This is a genomic window from Bradyrhizobium sp. MI1.11, assembly GCF_055811255.1.
This window is the reverse complement of record NZ_JBVVPM010000001.1, coordinates 84,331-104,465: the sequence shown is the minus strand read 5'-3', so window position 1 is coordinate 104,465 and position 20,135 is coordinate 84,331. Positions and strand designations below refer to the sequence as shown.

Annotated in this window: 22 protein-coding genes; 7 read left to right on the top strand and 15 right to left on the bottom strand. The window is 64.5% G+C overall.

Annotation, left to right across the window (positions count from 1 at the left end; genetic code table 11):
* Nucleotides 1–36: 36 nt before the first annotated feature.
* A complete protein-coding gene (locus AC0L30_RS00485; RefSeq protein ID WP_354163356.1) occupies nucleotides 37–852 on the bottom strand; it encodes a 3-hydroxybutyrate dehydrogenase in 816 nt (271 codons plus the stop codon).
* Between the two features lie 173 nt (nucleotides 853–1,025).
* Between AC0L30_RS00485 and AC0L30_RS00480 the strand changes: the two genes are divergently transcribed.
* On the top strand, nucleotides 1,026–1,913 hold the full coding sequence (locus AC0L30_RS00480; protein ID WP_354163203.1) for a LysR family transcriptional regulator: 888 nt from the start codon (nucleotides 1,026–1,028) through the stop codon (nucleotides 1,911–1,913).
* A gap of 24 nt (nucleotides 1,914–1,937) precedes the next feature.
* Here the strand turns inward: AC0L30_RS00480 and AC0L30_RS00475 are convergent, their stop codons facing one another.
* Together AC0L30_RS00475 and AC0L30_RS00470 are read right to left on the bottom strand one after the other, a co-directional pair.
* A complete protein-coding gene (locus AC0L30_RS00475) occupies nucleotides 1,938–2,654 on the bottom strand; it encodes a peroxiredoxin-like family protein (RefSeq protein WP_473403621.1) in 717 nt (238 codons plus the stop codon).
* Nucleotides 2,655–2,734: 80 nt separating this feature from the next.
* Nucleotides 2,735–3,019 (bottom strand): hypothetical protein, encoded by a 285-nt coding sequence (locus AC0L30_RS00470; protein WP_007594003.1) that lies wholly within the window; start codon nucleotides 3,017–3,019, stop codon nucleotides 2,735–2,737.
* A gap of 242 nt (nucleotides 3,020–3,261) precedes the next feature.
* On the opposite strand from AC0L30_RS00470, the gene AC0L30_RS00465 reads away from it, so the two are divergent.
* Together AC0L30_RS00465 and AC0L30_RS00460 are read left to right on the top strand one after the other, a co-directional pair.
* The gene (locus AC0L30_RS00465; RefSeq protein ID WP_007594004.1) at nucleotides 3,262–3,744 is read left to right on the top strand and encodes a cupin domain-containing protein; all 483 of its coding nucleotides are present in this window, start codon (nucleotides 3,262–3,264) and stop codon (nucleotides 3,742–3,744) included.
* Between the two features lie 98 nt (nucleotides 3,745–3,842).
* Nucleotides 3,843–5,045, top strand: coding sequence for an MFS transporter (locus AC0L30_RS00460; RefSeq protein WP_007594006.1), 1,203 nt, complete (start codon nucleotides 3,843–3,845; stop codon nucleotides 5,043–5,045).
* Here the strand turns inward: AC0L30_RS00460 and ccoS are convergent.
* From ccoS to AC0L30_RS00410, 10 genes are all read right to left on the bottom strand, one after another.
* Nucleotides 5,042–5,209: a cbb3-type cytochrome oxidase assembly protein CcoS gene (gene ccoS, locus AC0L30_RS00455; protein WP_007594007.1), complete on the bottom strand. Its 168-nt coding sequence runs from the start codon at nucleotides 5,207–5,209 to the stop codon at nucleotides 5,042–5,044. The genes AC0L30_RS00460 and ccoS overlap by 4 nt on opposite strands.
* The gene (locus AC0L30_RS00450; RefSeq protein ID WP_007594009.1) at nucleotides 5,209–7,401 is read right to left on the bottom strand and encodes a cation-translocating P-type ATPase; all 2,193 of its coding nucleotides are present in this window, start codon (nucleotides 7,399–7,401) and stop codon (nucleotides 5,209–5,211) included. Before AC0L30_RS00450 ends, ccoS begins: the two co-directional genes overlap by 1 nt.
* Before the next feature lie 11 nt (nucleotides 7,402–7,412).
* Nucleotides 7,413–7,898: a FixH family protein gene (locus AC0L30_RS00445; RefSeq protein WP_354127773.1), complete on the bottom strand. Its 486-nt coding sequence runs from the start codon at nucleotides 7,896–7,898 to the stop codon at nucleotides 7,413–7,415.
* A gap of 15 nt (nucleotides 7,899–7,913) precedes the next feature.
* The gene (gene ccoG, locus AC0L30_RS00440; RefSeq protein ID WP_007594014.1) at nucleotides 7,914–9,380 is read right to left on the bottom strand and encodes a cytochrome c oxidase accessory protein CcoG; all 1,467 of its coding nucleotides are present in this window, start codon (nucleotides 9,378–9,380) and stop codon (nucleotides 7,914–7,916) included.
* A 111-nt stretch (nucleotides 9,381–9,491) separates the two neighbouring features.
* Nucleotides 9,492–10,367 (bottom strand): cytochrome-c oxidase, cbb3-type subunit III, encoded by an 876-nt coding sequence (gene ccoP, locus AC0L30_RS00435; RefSeq protein WP_007594015.1) that lies wholly within the window; start codon nucleotides 10,365–10,367, stop codon nucleotides 9,492–9,494.
* A 6-nt stretch (nucleotides 10,368–10,373) separates the two neighbouring features.
* The gene (locus AC0L30_RS00430) at nucleotides 10,374–10,538 is read right to left on the bottom strand and encodes a CcoQ/FixQ family Cbb3-type cytochrome c oxidase assembly chaperone (protein ID WP_007594016.1); all 165 of its coding nucleotides are present in this window, start codon (nucleotides 10,536–10,538) and stop codon (nucleotides 10,374–10,376) included.
* A 12-nt stretch (nucleotides 10,539–10,550) separates the two neighbouring features.
* Nucleotides 10,551–11,285 carry a cytochrome-c oxidase, cbb3-type subunit II gene (ccoO, locus tag AC0L30_RS00425; RefSeq protein WP_007594017.1) on the bottom strand — a complete coding sequence of 245 codons (735 nt, stop codon included), beginning with the start codon at nucleotides 11,283–11,285 and terminating at the stop codon, nucleotides 10,551–10,553.
* A 10-nt stretch (nucleotides 11,286–11,295) separates the two neighbouring features.
* A complete protein-coding gene (gene ccoN, locus AC0L30_RS00420; RefSeq protein ID WP_007594018.1) occupies nucleotides 11,296–12,945 on the bottom strand; it encodes a cytochrome-c oxidase, cbb3-type subunit I in 1,650 nt (549 codons plus the stop codon).
* Between the two features lie 344 nt (nucleotides 12,946–13,289).
* Nucleotides 13,290–13,715: a CBS domain-containing protein gene (locus AC0L30_RS00415; RefSeq protein ID WP_007594019.1), complete on the bottom strand. Its 426-nt coding sequence runs from the start codon at nucleotides 13,713–13,715 to the stop codon at nucleotides 13,290–13,292.
* Nucleotides 13,716–13,753: 38 nt separating this feature from the next.
* Nucleotides 13,754–14,587 carry a universal stress protein gene (locus AC0L30_RS00410; RefSeq protein ID WP_007594020.1) on the bottom strand — a complete coding sequence of 278 codons (834 nt, stop codon included), beginning with the start codon at nucleotides 14,585–14,587 and terminating at the stop codon, nucleotides 13,754–13,756.
* A 205-nt stretch (nucleotides 14,588–14,792) separates the two neighbouring features.
* Here AC0L30_RS00410 and fixL point away from each other — a divergent pair, with 205 nt between their 5' ends.
* From fixL to AC0L30_RS00390, 4 genes are all read left to right on the top strand, one after another.
* Nucleotides 14,793–16,310 (top strand): sensor protein FixL, encoded by a 1,518-nt coding sequence (gene fixL, locus AC0L30_RS00405; protein WP_007594022.1) that lies wholly within the window; start codon nucleotides 14,793–14,795, stop codon nucleotides 16,308–16,310.
* A 3-nt stretch (nucleotides 16,311–16,313) separates the two neighbouring features.
* Nucleotides 16,314–16,931 carry a response regulator FixJ gene (gene fixJ / locus AC0L30_RS00400; RefSeq protein WP_007594024.1) on the top strand — a complete coding sequence of 206 codons (618 nt, stop codon included), beginning with the start codon at nucleotides 16,314–16,316 and terminating at the stop codon, nucleotides 16,929–16,931.
* 58 nt (nucleotides 16,932–16,989) lie between these two features.
* Nucleotides 16,990–17,412: a response regulator gene (locus AC0L30_RS00395; RefSeq protein ID WP_035993149.1), complete on the top strand. Its 423-nt coding sequence runs from the start codon at nucleotides 16,990–16,992 to the stop codon at nucleotides 17,410–17,412.
* Nucleotides 17,413–17,515: 103 nt separating this feature from the next.
* Nucleotides 17,516–18,217, top strand: coding sequence for a helix-turn-helix domain-containing protein (locus tag AC0L30_RS00390; protein ID WP_007594028.1), 702 nt, complete (start codon nucleotides 17,516–17,518; stop codon nucleotides 18,215–18,217).
* Between the two features lie 39 nt (nucleotides 18,218–18,256).
* Here AC0L30_RS00390 and AC0L30_RS00385 read toward each other — a convergent pair whose 3' ends face one another.
* Together AC0L30_RS00385 and AC0L30_RS00380 are read right to left on the bottom strand one after the other, a co-directional pair.
* Nucleotides 18,257–19,570: an MFS transporter gene (locus tag AC0L30_RS00385; RefSeq protein ID WP_007594030.1), complete on the bottom strand. Its 1,314-nt coding sequence runs from the start codon at nucleotides 19,568–19,570 to the stop codon at nucleotides 18,257–18,259.
* Nucleotides 19,571–19,593: 23 nt separating this feature from the next.
* The gene (locus AC0L30_RS00380; RefSeq protein ID WP_007594032.1) at nucleotides 19,594–20,115 is read right to left on the bottom strand and encodes a PRC-barrel domain-containing protein; all 522 of its coding nucleotides are present in this window, start codon (nucleotides 20,113–20,115) and stop codon (nucleotides 19,594–19,596) included.
* Between the last annotated feature and the right edge of the window lie 20 nt (nucleotides 20,116–20,135).

Sequence of the window (20,135 nt, the reverse complement as noted above, 5' to 3'; positions counted from 1 at the left end):
GTTCGTTCCTCGCGATGTTTTGTTACGCGCTCGCCTTCAATGCGCGGTCCAGCCTCCGTCGACGGGCAACGCAATCCCGGTGATCGTGGCCGCCGCGTCGGTCGACAGGAATACGCTGAGCGCACCGAGCTCCTCGACGGTCGAGAAGCGCTTGTTCGGCTGTTGCGCCAGCAGCACGTCGCGGATCACCTGGTCGCGCGAGATCCCGTGCGCCTTGGCCTGTCCGTCGATCTGCGCCTCGACCAGCGGCGTATAGACATACCCGGGACAGATCGCGTTGCAGGTGATGCCCTCTTCTGCCGTCTCCAGCGCAGTCACCTTGGTGAGCCCGACGATGCCGTGCTTGGCCGCGACATAGGCCGCCTTGAACGGTGAGCCGACCAGGCCGTGCGCGGAGGCGATGTTGATGATCCGCCCGAACCCGTTCTGTCGCATTGCGGGCAGCGCGAGCCGCGTGGTGTGGAAGGCCGACGACAGATTGATCGCGAGGATCTGGTCCCATTTCTCGACCGGAAACTGCTCCAGCGGCGCAACGTGCTGGATGCCGGCATTGTTGATCAGGATATCCAGCCGGCCAGCCTGCGCGACCGTCGCCGCGATCATCTCGGCGATCGAATTCGGCCTGGTCATGTCGGCCGGCGAAAAACTTGCCTTGACGCCGAACTCGGCCGCGATCTGCTCGCGCGTCCGATCGAGCTCGGCCGCCACACCAAGGCCGTTCAGCACGATGTCGGCGCCGGCCGCGGCAAGTGCCCGCGCGATACCGAGGCCGATGCCACTGGTTGACCCCGTGACCAGCGCAACCTTGCCCGCGAGCGCCCGGGCGGCGGACGTCTGCGGCTTGACGGACATATTCACTGGCAAATCCTCCGACGACTGGTGTTGAGCCGACTGTGAAGCATCGCCCGGTTTGACGGAAATGCCCGTTAGCTTCCGAAACCATGCCCGGGCGCTATTGCGGCCGGGATGTCATTCCCCGCCCCGATCGGCTAGCCTCCGCCTGGTCTTGCTGGAGAGCCGATCCAATGGAAATGCATCAGGTCCGCTATTTCCTCGCGGTGGCGCAGCTCTTGAACTTCACGCGTGCCGCCGAGGACTGCAACGTGACGCAGCCTTCGCTGACGCGCGCGATCAAGCAGCTCGAGGCCGAACTCGGCGGCGATCTGTTTCGCCGCGAACGGCCTGCGGCACAATTGACCGAGCTCGGCCAGCGCATGCATCCGCTGCTGAAGCAGTGTTTTGATGCGGCCACCGGCGCACGCTCGCTGGCCTCCTCTTTCCGCAGCGGCGAGATCGGCGCGCTTCGCGTCGCGCTGACGCATTCGATCGATCTTTCGCTCCTCATCCCGCATCTCAACCAGATCAAACGGCAGTTCAACCGGCTCGAATTCCGCTTCCTGCGCGGCTCGAGTCGTGAAGTGGCCGACTTGCTGAAGAAGGGCGAGGCCGAGCTCGGGATTGCCGCCGACATCGACGAGGCCTGGGAGCGGCTCGATGTCTGGCCGCTGTTCACCGAGAGCTTCGAGCTCGTGGTCAGCGACGGACACCGGCTCGCAGGCCGCAGCAGCATCGAACTGGACGATTTGCGCGCGGAGCAGCTGCTGAGCCGGACGTTTTGCGAGCATTCCGTCCGTATCTCGGCGAGCCTGCGCGAGCACGGCATCGCGGTCGAACAGGGTCACGAAATCTCGAACGAGCGCGACCTGATCGAGCTGGTCGAGGCCGACATCGGCGTCGCCATGGTGCCGCACACCTCGCCCGTTCCGGAGACGCTGACGCGCGCTGCGGTCGCCGGGCTGGACGCCCGTCGCACCGTCAGCCTCTACGGGGTGGCCGGCCGGCAGCGTACGGCGGTGGCCAATGCCGTGATGCGCATGCTGCGCGGTGCGGATTGGCGGGAGATTGCGGGTTAGCAGCGACGCTCGCTGCTGACCCTTTTAGGCTTCCCTGCTCGCGCCTTCCAACGCTTCAAGCAGATCATCGACCTCCATTCGCTTGCGGAAGTCCGGATCGACGAAGCGGGCTTTCACCAGACCGTCGCGGCCGACGACGAACACGGCCGGGATCGGCAGCATCCAGCCATCATTGCCGTGGAATTTCGCCATGTCCTGGTAGGACAACAGGCTCTGGATCTCGGCACCTAGCCAGATCGCGAGATTGAGCGACAGCGCATAGCCGTTGTCGAGGTCGGTCAGGATCGGAAATGGCGCATCAGCTTCCGCTTTGAGCTGCTGGGTATATTCCTGCGTCTCCGGCATGACCGCGACGATTCGCGCACCCATGGACTCGATGCGATCAAGCGCCTGGACCACCGCGCGAACATTGAGCCGGCAATAGGGGCACCAATGGCCGCGGAAGAACATCACGGCGACCGGGCCGCTCTCCAGCAGCGAGGACAGCGCGACGAGACGCCCGCTTTCGTCCGGCAACATGAACGGCGGCATCGCCTCGCCCGGACGCGGCGCGGTGTCGCCGCCGCCGTTTCCATTCAACCTGGTCACCAGATGATCGACTGCCTCGCCATAGGCCGGGAACACGTCGCGGCTGGCGTCGGCATAGGCGCGGAGCTGCTCGTTCAGCGTGCCATCCATGTCACGGCAGCGCTGGAAGGCGAGTTTGAGCCGCTCGGCATCGGCCGGCGAGAGAGAGGTCATCTTGCGCTCCAGCGTTCAGGGGACGAATATTAGGTGCCCGATCCGGCCGCCCGCAAGGGGCGGCCGTCATGCGCACGCGATCAGTTCACGTAGAAATTGCCGGTCGGGTCCAGCCGCCCCGAGGTGGAATACAGCGATCCGTTGTCCATGAAGAAGACGGTGTTGTCAGGGACCTTCTTGGCGCTCTTCATCATGGCCTCGTGGTTCTTCTCCGCCGGGGCCATGGCCATCGCCGACATCTTGCCGGGACCGCCATACATGTAGGCCATGCCGGCCTTGAAGTCCCATGTGGCCTCCGAGAAGGCCGATGTGGCGATGACCGCGAACGCAGCCGTGGCAATCAAGGTCTTGGACAATGTCGTCATGAGATGCTCCTCCGGATTGACGTGAACGCCCGCCAATCGGGCGCCCTGCCATCGAACGCCAATCGCTGGGAAAGCGGAAATGCCGATCCCCAATCGGTTCGATAGCGAGCGCGTATCGGGCCCGATAGCGCCGGTCTATCGCAGCGAGAGCGAAAGAGCATTTCAGAACGAGCACTCTTTCGACGAAAGTCCCGACATAGCCGGCGACCATTGCGGTTGCGGCCAACACAGGAGACGTCCCGATGTTCAAGCATCACACCTTGTCGCGCGCGGTCTGGCCCGGCCTTGCCATCCTCGGCGTATTGACACTCTCGGCGCAGCCAGTCTCCGCCGGCGAATGCCCGGCCGACAAGATCAAGCCGAACGCGCAGCAGATGGTCGACTACAAGCCGGTCGGCGTCACCGACGTCACGCTCGGCGCCATCGACCTCGGCAAACAGCCGGCGCATATCGAAGGCCGCGAGCTGCGCTTCCGCAAGCTGACCATCGAGCCCGGCGGCATCGTGCCCTGGCACAGCCATGACGACCGCCCTGCCCTGATCTTCGTGCAGCAAGGCGAGATCGTCGAACACGCGTCCAACTGCGTCGATCCGATCGTGCACAAGGCCGGCGACATCCGCCCCGAGGTGTCCGGCACCTCGCACTGGTGGAAGAACCTCGGCAAGGAAACGGTCATCCTCTATGTCGGCGACGTCCGCAAGGACCCGCACGACCACAACATGTAACGGGTGCGCGACCCCAGCACGCCTGACGGAATGTGGCGCCCGGGATCCCCATGCTGCCCCGCATGCGGGCGCCACATTCATCACAAGGAAGGCCTGCCATGACCGATCTTTCCGCGCCGATCAAACCGACCGCGATGACGATGGACGCGCATTCACCAGGTCTCGCGCTTCGCTCCCTCGTGATCGGCCTCACTGCCTTCCTCACCGTCGTCGACCTGTTCGCGACACAGGCAATCCTGCCCTCGCTGACACGTCACTACGGTGTCGCACCAGCGGCGATGAGCCTGGCGGTCAACGCAAGCACGTTCGGCATGGCCGTCGCAGGCCTCGTCGTCGGCTTTCTCAGCCCGCACATCGACAGGCGGATCGGCATCCTGCTCAGCCTGACCCTGCTCGCGATTCCGACGAGCCTGCTGGCGACTGCGCCCAATCTTGCCGTCTTCACCGGCCTGCGGGTCGCGCAGGGCCTCTGCATGGCATCCGCCTTCGCATTGACATTGGCTCATCTCGGCGAGCAATGCAGCGCAATGGATTCCGGCGGCGCCTTTGCCGCCTACATCACGGGAAACGTCGCCAGCAATCTCGTCGGCCGGCTGGTCTCGGCCGCGATCGCCGATAGCCTTGGCCTGGCATGGAATTTCTATTTCTTTGCAGCCCTTAATCTGGCCGGCGCCGCACTGGTCTATTTCACCACTGCGCGCGTACAGCCGACGCGTGCAACGACGCCGAAGGCGTCGGCGCTTGGCGCGACGATCGCGCAGTGGCGGGATTCACGGCTGCGTGCCGCCTACGGCATCGGCTTCTGCATCCTGTTCGCATTCATCGGCACTTTCACATTCGTCAATTTCGTTCTGGTTCGGCCACCGCTGTCGCTGGGCATGATGGACCTCGGCTTCGTTTACTTCGTCTTCCTGCCTTCGGTGGTCACGACGTTGCTGGCCGGCAAAGTGGCGTCGCGCCTCGGAACGCGTCCGACGATCTGGGGCTCGCTCGCGACCGCCGGGATCGGCTTGCCGCTGATGCTGGCCCCACACCTGGGCGCGGTCCTCGCCGGGATGGTTCTGGTCGGAATCGGCACCTTTTCCGCGCAAGCGGCTGCGACAGGATTCGTCGGACAGGCTGCGGCTGAAAACCGCGGCATCGCCAGCGGCACCTATCTCGCCTGCTATTTCTGCGGCGGGCTCATCGGCACCGCCGTCCTCGGCCGGCTGTTCGACGCGTATGGCTGGCATGCCTGCGTGGCCGGGGTGGGCCTGGCGCTCGCGGTCGCGGCCCTGCTGACGCTCGCCTTGAAGCGCTAGCGCTTGGCCGGCGCTTCCTGCGGCGGCTCGTCGTCGGCGATGGCGCGCCAGGCGGCGCCGTCGAGATCGTCGTACTGGCCGCTCCGGAGCGACCAGAGGAAGGCGGCGAGACCGGCGAGACCGAGCATCAGCGCCAGCGGCACCAGGATGACCAGGATTTCCATCACGCGATCTCCCGCGAGGCGCTGCGCGCGCGCAGCGAATTCAGCATCACCAGGATCGAGGATCCGCTCATGGCGGCAGCCGCGATCAGGGGCGTCACGACGCCGCTGATCGCCACCGGCACCGCGAGGACATTGTAGCCGATCGCAAGCCAGAGATTTTGCCGCATCAAGTGCAGCGCCTTGCGCGAAGCGTCGATGGCGGCGACGACCGGGGCCAGCGGCCGGCCGAGGAAGACGAGATCGGCGGTCGCCTGGCTCAAATGCGCGGCCGAGATCGGCGACATCGAGACGTGCGCTGCCGCCAGCGAGGGCGCATCGTTCATGCCGTCGCCGACCATCAGGACCTTCATGCCCCTCTGCTTCAAGACCTCGATCCGCGCGATCTTGTCGGCTGGGGTCACCCCGGCGCGCCATTCCGAGATGCCCAGCGCGTGGGCCGCCGCGATCACCGCCGGTTCACGGTCGCCGGAGAGAATCTCGATGCCGATATTGCGCGCCTTCAGCGCTGCGATCACAGCCTGCGCATCGGGACGGAGGCCCTGGCGCACAGAGAGGATGAATTTATCGCCGCCCTTGCTGAAAGCCACGACGGAGGCTTCGGGATCGAGATTTGTCACGTCGGACACCAGCGTCTCGGCGCCGCAGAAGGACGGACGGCCAAGGCGAATCTCGATGCCATCGACCACAGCGCGCACGCCCTGGCCGGCTTCCTCTACCGCGCTGACGATCGGCGATCTGGCGTCGGAGGCCTGCGCGACGGCGGCGGCGACCGGATGATGGCTCGACAGCGCGAGCCGTCCGGCAAGCTCGAAGACATCAGCGGGGATATCGGCGGCGTTCATCACGTCGAGATCGGGCAGCGTCAGCGTCCCGGTCTTGTCGAAGATGACGTGATCGGCTTCTGCGAGACGCTCGATGGCATCGCCCGAATTGAGCAGTACGCCCGATCTGAACATTGCGCCCGAGGCGATCGTCTGCACCGTCGGAATGGCGAGCCCGAGCGCGCAGGGACAGGTGATGATCAGCACCGCGACGCCGGTCACGATCGCATCATGCCAGCCGGCGCCCGCGATGACCCAGCCGAGGATGGTGACGAGCGCGGTGGCATGCACCACGGGCGCATAGAGTCGCGAGGCGCGGTCTGCGAGCCGCATGTAGCGCGAGCGCGCCTGCAGCGCGTTGTCGAGCAGCCGCGTGATCTCGGCGAGCAGCGTCGCCTCGGAGGCCGCCGAGACCCGCACCCGCAAGCTGCCCGAGATGTTCATCGATCCCGCATAGACCGGCGTGCCCTGGCCTGCCGTGACGTAGAGCGTCTCGCCGGTGATCAGGCTCTGGTCGATTTCGGAACGGCCCTCGATCACGGTGCCGTCGACCGCGCAGCGCTCGCCGGGCCGCAGCAGCACGATGTCGCCGGGATAGATCGCGGCCACCGGCACTTGAGATATCTCGCCAGGCCCGACGAACTTGGCCGCGGTCTCCGCCTTGAGCGCGGCGAGATTGCCTGCGACCGCGCGGGTCCGCCGCCGCATATTCTGGTCGAGAAAGCGGCCGACCAGGAGGAAAGTGAGCAGCATGATCGCCGCGTCGAAATAGGCGTGCTCGGCGTGGTTGATGGTCTCAACCACGGACATGCCGAGCGCCAGTGTCACGCCGATCGAGATCGGCACGTCCATGTTGGTGGTCTTGGCCGACAGCGCGCGCCAGGCCGAGCGGAAGAACGGCTGGCCGGCATAGGCCGCCGCCGGCAGTGCGATCAGCGCCGACAGCCAGTGGAAGAAATCGCGCTGCTCCGGCAGCATGTCCGAGACGTTGCCGGACCACACCGGAATCGACAGCATCATCACGTTCATGGTGGCGAACGCGGCGACGCCGAGGCAACGCAGCAGGAAGCGCGATTCGGCGACCTCGGTCGCCTCCGCGCTCTCGGTCTCGTAAGGATAGGCCTTGTAGCCGAGCTCTTCGAGGCGATCGATGAAGCGTGCCGGATCGAGCGTGCCCGCCTTCCATTCCAGCGCAACGCGCCGGTCGGTGAGGTTCACGCGCGCCAGCGTGACGTCGGGAATCGCGGACAGCCCGCGCTCGATCTTGGCCATGCAGCCGGCGCAGTGAACGCCCTCGACCGCGAGATCGATGTGCTGGACGCCCTCGCCCGCAGTCCGGACGTAATGCGAAAAGTCGCGCGAGACGTGCATGGCAAAATCCTTCAGTTCAGGATCACGCGGTTGCGCGACATGAACACGCGCGCTCCCCGCGTCTCGCCCTCGATCACCAGGTCCCACTGGCCCGGTGCGACCGATGCGGCATTGCCGCGATAGAGCCCGATGCCGGCCTCCGAGAGCTCGATTGCGAGATCGGCGCGCTTGTCGGTCGGCCGCTCCAGGCGGCCTCCGAATTTCAGTCCGGCGATCGGCTGGCCGCTCGCGTCGCGCGCCTCGACCTGAAGCACGGCGCCACCATCGGCGCGGCGCTCGACATGGGCGTTGACCTTCCATTTGCGCGCGGCCTGGTCCTGCGCCGCCGAGATTTCGCGATCATAGGCGAGGCCCGCGGCATAGGGGCTGTCGACGTCCGTGCCTGGCAGCGTCGCGATCGCGAGCTTCATCATGGTCACGTTGACGCCGATCACGACGCCGAAGAAGGCGACCAGCATCAGAAACACCTTGGTTCCGGTCAGCGGCTTGGTTGCCATGGCAAACTCCTGATCCTAGGGCGCGACGAAATTGTCGGTGGCGCTGGCGACTTCGCCGAGACCGATATCGGTGACGTGAAAGCGAACCGGGATCGACTTTTCCGGATTGCCCTCGACCGGCGCGGTCACGAGCACCCGCAGCTCGCTGGTGGAGTCGCGCGGAACCACGATCATCGGCCGGTCCTGCGTCACGGAATCGATCCCGATGACATGGATCGTCGCATTAACCGGACCGCTCGCGTCGATCGCAATGACGCGGTCGTAGCCGCTCTTGTTGAGCAACCGCACCGTGTAGGCGTTGCGGACCGAGCCGTCGCTGAGCCTGACCGCGACCGGGTTGCGGTCGTGCAGCACGTTGACGTCGAGCAGGCTGCGGGTCGCCAGCGTATAGATCATGATGCCACCGACCGCCGCGATGATCGCGCTGTAGGCGACGGTGCGAGCCCGGACAATGCGGTAGACCGGCGCCTTGCCTTCCTGGCGGCGCTGGATGTTGACGTCGTTGTCGTAGCCGATCAGCCGCTTCGGCCGGCCGATCTTGGTCATCACGTTGTCGCAGGCGTCGATGCAGAGCCCGCACTGGATGCATTCGAGCTGCGGTCCATTGCGGATGTCGATGCCGGTCGGACACACGGCGACGCATTGATAACAGTCGACGCAGTCGCCGACTTGCTCGCCGAGCGCGCGCAGCTCGGCCGCCTTCTTGACCGACGTACGCTTCTCGCCGCGATCGTAACGATAGGTCACGTTGAGCGCCCATTCATCGGTGAGCGCGGCCTGGATCCGCGGCCACGGGCACATATAGGTGCAGACCTGCTCGCGCATGAAGCCGGCGAGCACGTAGGTCGTCGCGGTGAGAATGCCGATCCAGATATAGGCGATCATCGGCGCCTGGAAGGTGACGAGTTCCCTGACCAGCGTCGGTGCGTCGTTGAAATAGAGCACCCATGCGCCGCCGGTCCACCACCCGATCAAGAGCCAGATCGAATGCTTGAGCACGATCTCGGAGATGCGCTCCAGCTTCATCGGGTCGGACGATTTGTCCTTCTTCATCCGCTCGCGCCGGTCGCCCTCGATCAGACGCTCGACCGCATAGAACAGGTCCGTCCACACGGTCTGCGGACAGAGATAGCCGCACCAGATGCGGCCGCCGACCGAGTTCATCAGGAATAGCGCCACCGCGGCGACGATCAGCAGGCCGGTGAAGTAGTAGACCTCCTGCGGCCACAGCTCGATGAAGAAGAAATAGAAGCGGCTGTTGGGAAGATCGATCAGCACCGCTTGGCTCGGAGCACCGAGGCCGCGGTTCCAGCGCACGAACGGCAGGAAGTAGTAGACGCCGAGGCAGAACGCCATCAGGCCCCATTTGATCCGGCGGAAGGTGCCGGAGATGCTCTGGGGATAGACTTTCTTCTGGGCCACATAGAGCGGCCCGTTGTCATCGTCTAATGGGAGCTCTTTTGGGTTCACGGTCCTGTTCATCGCCTGCAGCTTTTCGGGAGGTGCGATAAAACCTAGACCCGACGCCGCCGCGTCAGTTGATCCAGCGCAAGCGGGAGCGTTTTTTGTTCGCCCCCGCTTGTTCCCAATTGGCTATTTTCCGCCGCCCAGCGAGTGGACGTAAACTGCCATCGCCTTGATGGTGGCGGGATCGAGCCGCCCTTCCCAGGCCGGCATCACGCCCGCGCGGCCCTGGCTGATGGTCTCGATCAGCGTCGCCTCGTCCGAACCATAGAGCCAGATCTTGTCGGTCAAATTGGGGGCGCCCATCTCCGGGTTGCCCTTGCCGCCGTCGCCATGGCAGGCGACGCAATTCTCCGCGAAGATCTTCTCGCCCTTGGCCGCGTCATAGCCCTTGCGGGTCGGAAGGCCCGACAGTGCCCGGACATAGTTGGCGGCCGTGACGATCTCCTCCGGCTTCAGCACGCCGTCCTTGCCGAATGCGAGCATCTGGCCTTCATGCGTCTTGGCGTGGCCGGAACGTGCGCCGAACTGGATGGTCTGCATGATCTGGTCGAGCGATCCGCCCCACAGCCAGTCGTCGTCGTTCAGGTTCGGATAGCCCTTGGCACCGGCGCCGCCTGAGCCGTGACACGGCGCGCAATTGTCGCCGAACACGGTCTTGCCCTTGGCGCGGGCGAGCGCGAGCAGCGCCGGGTCCTTCTCGATCTCGACGAGCGAGGCCGCGCCCAAGGCAACCATCTTGGCTCCGCGGATCTTCTCGAGGTTGGCGAGCTCGACCGCGACGTCGGCGCGTGTCGAGTAGCCGAACAGGCCCGTGGTATTGCCCGAGATCAGCGGCCAGGCCGGATACACGATCCAGTAGCCGACCGCCCAGACGATGGTGAGGTAGAAGGTGATTACCCACCAGCGCGGCAGCGGCGTGTTGAGCTCCTTGATGCCGTCCCACTCATGTCCGGTCGTGGACCTGCCGGAGACGGGATCGATGTCGCTATGATGATCGGTCATGATCTCTTACTCCTCCCGCAACGGCAGGTGTGCCGCTTCGTCGAAAGCTGCCTTGTTACGGGGCCAGAATGCGTAGGCGATGATCGCGACAAAGATCGCGACGAACACCGGCGTCCAGATCGTGGTCACGAGACCGGACGCGAGATTGTCGAGGGTCAGGATGGCTTTCATCGTTGTGCCTTCTCAGCGAAGATTGGCTTTCTCGTTGTAGATCTTGAAGTCGACCAGCGTGCCGAGCATCTGGAGATAGGCGATCAGCGCGTCCATCTCGGTCGGCGTGCCGGCCTTGCCGTCGAAGTTGCGCACCACGGCCTTGGCGTAGCGCTTGGTGAAAGCGTCGGAGCCGGCATTGTCAGGATCGGCCTGGGCTTTCATGTCGGCGCCCGCATTGGCGATCTGGTCGTCGGTGTAGGGCGTGCCGACGGTCCGCAGCGTGCGCATGTGGTCGGCGATCGTGTCCGGATCGACCTCGGTCTGGCTCAGGAACGGGTAGCCGGGCATCACCGATTGCGGCACGATTGCGCGCGGATTGGTCAGATGGGTGACGTGCCAGTCGTCGGAATATTTGGCGCCGACGCGGGCAAGATCGGGACCGGTGCGCTTCGAGCCCCACTGGAACGGATGGTCGTACATGCTCTCGGCGGCCAGCGAGAAATGGCCGTAGCGCTCGACCTCGTCGCGCAAGGGCCGGATCATCTGCGAATGGCAGAGATAGCAGCCTTCGCGGATGTAGACGTTGCGCCCGGCGAGCTCCAGCGGCGTATACGGCCTGATCCCGTCGACCGCCTCGATCGTGCTCTTGAGGTAGAACAGCGGGGTGATCTCGACGAGACCGCCGATCGCGATCACCAGCAGGATGCCGACGATCAGGATGATCGAGTTCTTTTCGAAGATTTGGTGGCGTGTCCAGAACGACATGGAAAACTCCTCATTCCGCCGGCTGAAGAGCGACGGGCATCTGGACTTCCTGTTCGCCGACGCGAACGGTCATCCAGAGATTGTAGGCCATGATCAACGCGCCGATCAGGAACAGCCCGCCGCCGGCAGCGCGGATGATGTAGAAGGGATGCATCGCTTCGACGGTCTCGATGAAGGAATATTCGAGGAAGCCGAGCGAGGTGTAGGCGCGCCACATCAGGCCCTGGAGGATGCCGGACACCCACATCGCCGAGATGTAGAGGACGATGCCAAGCGTCGCGATCCAGAAGTGCCAGTTGACGAGCTTAAGGCTGTAGAGGCCCTTGCGATTCCAGATCCAGGGCACCAGGCAGTAGAGCGCGCCGAAGGAGACGAAACCGACCCAGCCGAGCGCGCCGGAATGCACGTGGCCGATGGTCCAGTCGGTGTAGTGGCTGAGCGAGTTGACCACCTTGATCGACATCATCGGTCCTTCGAAGGTCGACATGCCGTAGAAGGCGACGGAGACCACGAGCATGCGCAGCACGGGATCGGTGCGCAGCTTGTCCCAGGCGCCCGACAGCGTCATCAGGCCGTTGATCATGCCGCCCCAGGACGGCATCCACAGCATGATCGAGAATGTCATGCCGAGCGTCTGGGTCCAGTCCGGCAGCGCCGTGTAGTGCAGATGGTGCGGGCCGGCCCAGATGTAGAGGAAGATCAGCGCCCAGAAGTGGATGATCGAGAGGCGGTACGAATAGATCGGCCGCTCGGCGCGCTTGGGGATGAAGTAGTACATGATGGCGAGGAAGCCGGCGGTCAGGAAGAAGCCGACCGCGTTGTGGCCGTACCACCACTGGAACATGGCGTCCTGGATGCCGCCCCAGGCGATGTAGGATTTCGAGCCGAACACCGAAACTGGCAGAGCCGGGTTGTTACCGAGATGCAAGACCGCAATCGTCACGATGAAAGCGAGATAGAACCAGTTCGCGACGAAGATGTGCGGTTCCTTGCGCTTGATGATCGTGGCAAGGAAGACCAGCAGATAGGTGACCCAGACGATGGTCAGCCACAGATCGGCGTACCATTCCGGCTCGGCATATTCCTTCGACTGGGTGACGCCGAGCAGATAGCCGGTGCCGGCGATCAGGATGAAGAAATTGTAGCCGACGACGACGAACCATGGCGCGAGATCGCCTGCAAGCCGAACGCGGCAGCTCTTCTGGACGACGTAGAAGGAGGTCGCGATCAGGACGTTGCCGCCGAAGGCAAAGATCACTGCGGACGTGTGCAGCGGACGCAGGCGGCCGAAGCTGGTCCAGGGCAGATCGAAGTTCAGCGCCGGCCACGCCAGTTGCGAGGCGATGATGAGGCCGACGAGAAAGCCGGCAATGCCCCAGAACATCGCCATGACGGAGGAGAACTTGATGGGGCCCATGTTGTAATTGGGCCGGCCGCTGATCTCTGCAGGCGGCAACGCCGCCGGTCGATCGAGATAACGGTTGATGATGCAGAAGACCGCCGCGAGGCTGGCCGCCGCGCTCAGCGCGGCATGGAAGGCGAAGGGCGCATCGAGCGCCTTGGCCGAGGCAATCACGCAGAGGAAGGCGGTGACCGCGAACACGACAGCCAGGCCGCTTTCACCTGACGTCATGGACTTGGAGATGGAGGGCTGGCTCATGCGGATTCTCTCTGAAAGAACACAGGGCCAGAAACCACATTCGCCCTCGCGGGGAATTGATTGAAATCAAGCTATGTGGATTTCTGTTAATGTGAGGCGGTTGTTAAAGTGCCCTATCCCCTTGTGGGAGAGGGCAGCGAGGACCATGCCGCGCACTCACTTGGGTGAGGGGTTGGTCCCCGCACGAAGACTCTTTCGGTGGAGAAAACCCCTCATCCGGCGCCATAGCCGAAGCTTCGCTTCGGCGTTCTTAAGAACGGCGCCGAAAGCCGCCTATGCCACCTTCTCCCACAAGGGGAGAAGGGAAGAAAAAGACTCTCCCGTAATTATGGAGCCGACAATTCTCACTCCCGCGCCGTCGCCTTGAGCGCCGTGATGACGTCCTCGCGCGCGACGATACCGACCAGCTTCTGCGCGCCGTCGAGCACGATGATGCTCCTGATGCGGTGCTCGACCATGATCTGGAGCACGCGCGTCAGCCGCGTGTCGGGGCTGACATAGATGAAGTCGGGCGTCATGACGTCGCCGATTTTGCGGCTCATCAGGTCGTGGTAGCGCGGCAGCATCTGGCTCGGCGTGAAGGCGAAGCACTTCAGGATGTCGAACTTGGTGACGATGCCGACGACCTGCCCGTCGTCCTCGACGGGGTAGGAATTGAAATCATCGCGTTCGAACATCTCGCTGAGCGCGAGCAGGTCGAGGTCGCGCCTCACAGTCCTGACGTCGTGCGTCATGTAGCCGTCGACGGTCTGTTCAAGGAATCTGTACACGGCGCGTCCTCTTTGATTCGTCTTGCATCGCTCCCGCGTCAGTGCGACAGCAGCACGCAGCGGGCAGATTGAGTGACCAGATATTGGGTGACGCCGCCGAGGATCAGTTCGCGGAAGCGCGAATGACCGTAGGCACCGGCGACAATCAGACTGGCGCCGACATCGCCGGCAATTTTCTCCAGTTGCCCGGCGACGGTTTCGTTCCGGGCCGCTTCGGAAACGCGCGCGATCGCGGTCACGCCGTGGCGGGCAAGCCACGCCGTCACGTCGGTCACGCCAGCGACCGCGGCAGGGCGGTCGTCGTCGCCTTCGGGAATTGCGAGGACGGTGACATCCCTGGCCTTGCGTAGTATCGGCAGCGCATCGGCGAGCGCCCGCCGCGCTTCCGGCGTATCCTTCCACGCGACCAGGACGCTGCGCAGATCGAGCCAGTTGACCCCGTCAGGCACGACCAGGATCGGCCGGCCGGCCTGCATCACCAGATCCTTGGGGCTCGCGAGCGCGAAGGCGTCGGAGAAGGCCGGGCTCTGGCCGCCGGTGACGACCATGTCGGCGCAACGCGCCTGAGTGAACGTAAAGCGCGCCGGGAAATCCATGGCGCTGCGCCATTCCACATGTCCGCCGCGATTCCGGATCGCGGCGCGGAATTGCGCCTCGAGCTCGCCCAGGCGTCGCTTGACCGAGGCTTCCCCCTCATCGATCAGTGCCTGCGCTGCAGTGCCATCGCTGAAATAGAGCGGCGGGGCGAATTGCGCCGAAGCAACGCCGATGATCGACGCCTCAAATCGTTCGGCAAGCTCGCCCGCGACCTGAAGCCGCGCCTCGTTGGGCTGATCGAGCGCCAGGCTGACCATCACGGTCGCGTATGTCATCGAGATTCTCCGAAGCAATGGGCTTTGATCCGATCGTAAGCCGGCCGCTGCCTGGCAGGATGAGATAGATCAAAACCTTGGATCACCGCGCCGGCCTGAAATCTGCCAATGGTATAAGACATCGGAACTTGCCTCTGGCCCCTCCTTGGGTACATTGCCGACGGTAACGCTGTGCGGTTCCCCGCATCAGAATGGGAGTGATCGTTTGGCGCCGACCCGTGTGATTCATCCGCAAGATGACGGCCGGGGCGAACATTTCCGCGTTCGAATCGAAGGATTTGGCGTCGGGACCTGGGATCTCGATCTCACGACACTGGAATTGGAGTGGTCGGAGACGGCCAGAAGCCTATTCGGAATCGAATCTGGCCAATCGGTGAGTTACGCGCTGTTCCTGTCCCGGCTGGAGCCGAACGACCGCGAGCGGATCGAGATCGCGATCCGGCGCGTCTCCGAACGGGGCGGCAGCTTCGACGTGTCGTTCAGGGTCGCGGGGGCGTCGGGCAGAGCGCAGTGGATTCGCGCCCGCGCGGGGCTGATTCGAGACGACGCCGGCGCCGCTCGACATCTCAGCGGCATCTTTCTTGACGTCGATGAGGAGAAGCAGGTCGAGGAAACCCTGCGCACCCGCGAGAGTCACCTCCGCTCGATCCTCCAGACGATTCCCGATGCCATGATCGTCATCGACGGCCATGGCATCATCCAGCTCTTCAGCACGGCGGCGGAGCGCCTGTTCGGCTGGGTCGAGTCGGAGGCGATCGGGCAGAACGTCCGCATCCTGATGCCGGAGCCCGACAGCTCACGTCACGACGGCTACATCGCGCGCTACCGGACCACCAGCGACCCACACATCATCGGCATCGGTCGCATCGTGACCGGCAAGCGCCGCGACGGCACGACCTTTCCGATGCACCTGTCGATCGGCGAGATGCAGTCGGGCGGCGAGCCCTATTTTACCGGCTTCGTCCGCGATCTGACCGAGCATCAGAAAACCCAGACGCGGCTCCAGGAATTGCAATCCGAGCTCGTCCATGTCTCGCGATTGAGCGCGATGGGCGAAATGGCGTCCGCGCTCGCCCACGAGCTGAACCAGCCGCTGGCAGCGATCAGCAACTACATGAAGGGGTCGCGGCGGTTGCTCGCCGGAAGCCAGGATCCGAATGCGCCGAAGATCGAGAGCGCGCTGGACCGCGCCGCCGAACAGGCGCTGCGCGCCGGCCAGATCATCCGGCGCTTGCGCGACTTCGTCTCCCGCGGCGAGTCGGAGAAACGGGTCGAGAGTCTGTCCAGACTGATCGAAGAGGCCGGCGCCCTCGGGCTGGCAGGCGCGCGCGAGCAGGATGTGCAGCTCCGTTTCGGCCTCAATCCAAATGCCGATCTCGTGCTCGCCGACCGGGTGCAAATCCAGCAGGTGCTGGTCAACCTGTTCCGCAACGCGCTGGAAGCGATGGCGCAGTCGCCACGGCGCGAGCTCGTCGTCACCAACACCCGCGCCGCCGACGACATGATCGAGATCGAGGTCTCCGACACCGGCTCCGGCTTCCAGGACGACGTCATGCCAAACCTGTTTCAGACTTTCTTCACCACCAAGGACACCGGCATGGGCGTAGGACTGTCCATCAGCCGCTCGATCATCGAGGCTCACGGCGGCCGGATGTGGGCCGAGAGCAACGCATCGGGTGGAGCGACATTCCGCTTCACGTTGCCGGCAGCCGACGAGAACTGATCCATGACGACCAAGGGAATCATCTACGTCATTGACGACGACGAGGCGATGCGGGATTCGCTGAATTTCCTGCTGGATTCAGCTGGCTTCGGCGTCACACTGTTCGACAACGCGCAGAGTTTTCTCGACGCCCTGCCCGGCCTCGCCTTCGGCTGCGTCGTCTCCGACGTGCGGATGCCCGGTATCGACGGGATCGAGCTTCTCAAGCGCCTGAAGGCGCAGCGCAGCCGGTTTCCAATCCTGATCATGACCGGCCATGGCGACGTGCCGCTCGCGGTCGAGGCGATGAAACTCGGTGCCATGGATTTCCTGGAAAAGCCGTTCGAAGATGACCGCCTCGTCGCCATGATCGAATCCGCGATCCGCGAGGGCGAGCCGGCGGCCAGGAACGAGGCCGTGGCCCAGGACCTCGCCGCTCGCGTCGCTTCCCTGAGCCCCAGGGAGCGCCAGGTCATGGAGGGGCTGATCGCGGGCCTCTCCAACAAGCTGATCGCCCGCGAGTACGACATCAGCCCGCGTACCATCGAGGTCTACCGGGCCAACGTGATGACCAAGATGCAGGCCAACAGCCTGTCGGAGCTGGTCCGGCTGGCGATGCGCGCCGGAATGCTCAACGATTGAAGTCACCAGGATTGAGGCAAGTCAAAACCGGTCGCTCGCCCTGTGCTACCAGATCGGAATGATTGCGATCAGCTCCCATCCTGAGCGGCTCCCGATGTCGTCACCCGCGAAACCAACCGTCTATGTGGTGGACGACGACGCCGCCGTGCTGGGCTCCCTGCGCTTCCTGTTGGAAACCGACGGCTTTGCCGTGCGGACCTTTCGAAATGCCACGGCGCTGCTCAATGCGGCGAGCCCGTCCGGTGCAGACTGTTACGTGATCGACTACAAAATGCCCGACATCAACGGCATCGAGCTGGCCGGGCGGCTGCGCCTCTCCGAGGGCGGTACCCCGGTGATCCTGATCACCGGCTATCCCGACCCGAATATCTCGGCCCGGGCGGCGGCCGCAGGCGTGAACGAGGTAATTCTGAAGCCGCTTCTGGACGAAAACCTGGTCAAACGCATTCGCCACGCCATCCAGAACCGGGTCCATAGCTGACCTACGGGATTCTACGTAAGGCACCCCCCTTAAGATATCTCGCGAAATTTTCGAGGCATCCGATACCGCGTACCAAAGCGTCATCACAACGGAGATGGCGCAGATGCTGACCCAGACGATCAACACCCAGGCGATCAAGACCCAGATCAACGGCAGCAAGATCGCCCCGGGCCATCCCGTCTCCGACCAGTTCGGTGCGATTGCCGGCCATGTCGGTCTCGTTGCCACCGAGTTCTCCTACCGCAAGGAAGAGGAGATCTATGGCGAGGACGAGCCGGCCGAGTATGTCTATCAGGTCGTCACCGGCGCCGTGCGCAGCTACAAGCTTCTCTCCGATGGCCGCCGCCAGATCGGCTCCTTCCACCTTCCCGGCGACGTATTCGGCCTCGAATCCGGCACCACCCACCGCCTCGCTGCTGAAGCTATCATCGACACCACGGTGCGCCTCGTGAAGCGCGCGAGCCTCGAGAAGGCCGCAGCCACCGACGTCCAGGTCGCCCGCAAGCTCTGGGCCATGACCGCCGGTGAGCTTCGCCACGCCGAAGACCACATGCTGCTGCTGGGCCGCAAGACCGCGATGGAGCGCGTCGCAACCTTCCTGCTCGAAATGGACCGCCGCCTCGCGGTTGCCGGCATGATGGCGCTGCCGATGTGCCGCCGCGACATCGGCGACTATCTCGGTCTCACGCTCGAGACCGTCTCGCGCGCGCTGTCACAGCTTCACGCCCAAGGCATTCTCGGCTTCTCCGGCGCCCGCCAGATCGTGTTGCGCAACCGCGCACGCCTGCACAATCTCGACGCCTGATCTCCCCTCTCCCACCCGCTCATGGCCGGCTGAATTGGTTCAGCCGGCCATTTCTTTTGCTGCGATCATGCCCTTGCGCCGCGTCTCCGGCATCACAAGCAGAATAAGCAGAAGTCCCGTCGCCGCGACGCCGGACAATCCGGTGAACGCCATGGCATTGCCGAATTTATCGCTGACATAGCCGCCAAGCGCGGTGCTCATCGACGCGCCGATGCCCATCGCCGTGCCGACGATGCCCTGCGCGAGGTTGAAATGGCCGCTGCCGAAGGCGACGTCGGCCACGATCAACGGGATCATCACCGCGAACACCGCCGCGGTGAGGCCGTCGAACACCTGCACCAGCACCAGCAGATACGGATCGCGCACGGTCGCGAACAGCAGACCGCGAATCGTCAGCGCCGCGAATCCGATCAGCAGCAGCGGCCTGCGGCCCCATGCTTGCGCCTTGCGCCCTACGCTCGGCGACAGCAGCGCCACGATCGCCTGCGGCACGACGATGCAAAACGCGACGAGCACCGTCGCCCACTCGCTCGATCGCGCCGTCACCGCGCTTGCCATCAGCGGCATCATCGAGGCGTTCGCGAGCTGCAACAAGAGCACGCTGAGCGCGAAGACAATGAGCGGCCGCTGCCGGATCAAGTGCCAGATATTGGTGTCGCCGCGATCCTCCGCCTCGCGCGGCATCTCGCCGTGACAGCGTGCGATGTCGACCTCGTGCTCGCGGATGCGAGAGAGGGCGATCAAGGTGGGGATTGCGAGCAGGAAGGTGACCAGGAACACCGAGCGGCTCGACAGCAGATAGCCGGCCGTTCCCATCACCGCGGCCGCAACACCGTTGCCAAGCGAGGCAAAGCGCGCGTTGCGGCCGAGACGCTCGCCGATCGCGAGCGGGCCGACCAGACCGAGACTGATTGCCGCGATCGCCGGTCCGAGCACGCAGCTCGCGGCGGCGTGCAAGGTGGCCGCAGCCACCACCACGGGGAAGATCGGCATCGCCGCATAGGCGAGCGCGCAGCAGCCGATGGTGGCGATGGCGAGGCCTGCGACCAGTCGCTCGGATTTCGCGGCATCGATGATGGCGCCGCCCGGCATCTGGCCGATCAAGGCAACGATGCCGCCGATCGACAACACGAGGCCGATCTCGACCTGGGTCCATTTCTGGGTCGTCAAATAGACCGCGATGAACGGCCCGAATCCGGTCTGCACGTCGGCGAGGAAGAAGATGAACCAGTCGAGGCCGCGCAGGCTCTGGCGCGACGGCGCCGGAATGCCGGCAGGCGACGGCGTGGAAACGTTGTCCTGCTCAACGCGGTCCTTGCGATCCGCATGATTCGGCTTCCTTGACAACAGCACCGGCGGCCATCCCTCCCCGCGCCTTACTGAACAGCTTGCAGCGGCTGCAGGCTGCCGGACGCGCCGAGTACCACCATCGGCGTGTCCTCCTTGTATTCCGGCGCGGCTGCGACCTGTGCCTTGGTCAATTCCAGCGTGATGCTGTCCTTCTTGTTGACGATCTTGCCGAACCGCATCGCGTTCCAGTCCACCACGATCTTGCGGCTGCCGACGCCGAGGAAGCCGCCGAAATCGATCACGGCGGCGCGCACGTGCCCGCTCCGATCGACGATGACGTCGACGATGCGGCCCATGTCCTCGTTCGCCGCGCTGAGCACGTCACGGCCAAGCACACCGTGCGCATCGCTCGCGCCGATGATCGTGACCGACGGCGGTGGCGCTGCATTCTTTGGCGTGACGGGGACCGATGACGCCGGCGGCTGCGCCGTCGGCGGTGCATTCGCTTCGGTCGAGGGCGCGGGCGACTCCTCCGCGGCACGTGACACGGCGAGCGTCATCCCGCCGACGATCACGACGCCCAGGGCCAACCATCCGGCGGTACGCATGCACCCTCCTCACGGCGCGC

Excerpts from the sequence above, each read along its gene's own strand:
- AC0L30_RS00485 (WP_354163356.1), bottom strand. The coding sequence starts at position 852 with ATGTCCGTCAAGCCGCAGACGTCCGCCGCCCGGGCGCTCGCGGGCAAG.
- AC0L30_RS00480 (WP_354163203.1), top strand. The coding sequence starts at position 1,026 with ATGGAAATGCATCAGGTCCGCTATTTCCTCGCGGTGGCGCAGCTCTTG.
- AC0L30_RS00475 (WP_473403621.1), bottom strand. The coding sequence starts at position 2,654 with ATGACCTCTCTCTCGCCGGCCGATGCCGAGCGGCTCAAACTCGCCTTC.
- AC0L30_RS00470 (WP_007594003.1), bottom strand. The coding sequence starts at position 3,019 with ATGACGACATTGTCCAAGACCTTGATTGCCACGGCTGCGTTCGCGGTC.
- AC0L30_RS00465 (WP_007594004.1), top strand. The coding sequence starts at position 3,262 with ATGTTCAAGCATCACACCTTGTCGCGCGCGGTCTGGCCCGGCCTTGCC.
- AC0L30_RS00460 (WP_007594006.1), top strand. The coding sequence starts at position 3,843 with ATGACCGATCTTTCCGCGCCGATCAAACCGACCGCGATGACGATGGAC.
- ccoS (WP_007594007.1), bottom strand. The coding sequence starts at position 5,209 with ATGGAAATCCTGGTCATCCTGGTGCCGCTGGCGCTGATGCTCGGTCTC.
- AC0L30_RS00450 (WP_007594009.1), bottom strand. The coding sequence starts at position 7,401 with ATGCACGTCTCGCGCGACTTTTCGCATTACGTCCGGACTGCGGGCGAG.
- AC0L30_RS00445 (WP_354127773.1), bottom strand. The coding sequence starts at position 7,898 with ATGGCAACCAAGCCGCTGACCGGAACCAAGGTGTTTCTGATGCTGGTC.
- ccoG (WP_007594014.1), bottom strand. The coding sequence starts at position 9,380 with ATGAACAGGACCGTGAACCCAAAAGAGCTCCCATTAGACGATGACAAC.
- ccoP (WP_007594015.1), bottom strand. The coding sequence starts at position 10,367 with ATGACCGATCATCATAGCGACATCGATCCCGTCTCCGGCAGGTCCACG.
- AC0L30_RS00430 (WP_007594016.1), bottom strand. The coding sequence starts at position 10,538 with ATGAAAGCCATCCTGACCCTCGACAATCTCGCGTCCGGTCTCGTGACC.
- ccoO (WP_007594017.1), bottom strand. The coding sequence starts at position 11,285 with ATGTCGTTCTGGACACGCCACCAAATCTTCGAAAAGAACTCGATCATC.
- ccoN (WP_007594018.1), bottom strand. The coding sequence starts at position 12,945 with ATGAGCCAGCCCTCCATCTCCAAGTCCATGACGTCAGGTGAAAGCGGC.
- AC0L30_RS00410 (WP_007594020.1), bottom strand. The coding sequence starts at position 14,587 with ATGACATACGCGACCGTGATGGTCAGCCTGGCGCTCGATCAGCCCAAC.
- fixJ (WP_007594024.1), top strand. The coding sequence starts at position 16,314 with ATGACGACCAAGGGAATCATCTACGTCATTGACGACGACGAGGCGATG.
- AC0L30_RS00395 (WP_035993149.1), top strand. The coding sequence starts at position 16,990 with ATGATTGCGATCAGCTCCCATCCTGAGCGGCTCCCGATGTCGTCACCC.
- AC0L30_RS00390 (WP_007594028.1), top strand. The coding sequence starts at position 17,516 with ATGCTGACCCAGACGATCAACACCCAGGCGATCAAGACCCAGATCAAC.
- AC0L30_RS00380 (WP_007594032.1), bottom strand. The coding sequence starts at position 20,115 with ATGCGTACCGCCGGATGGTTGGCCCTGGGCGTCGTGATCGTCGGCGGG.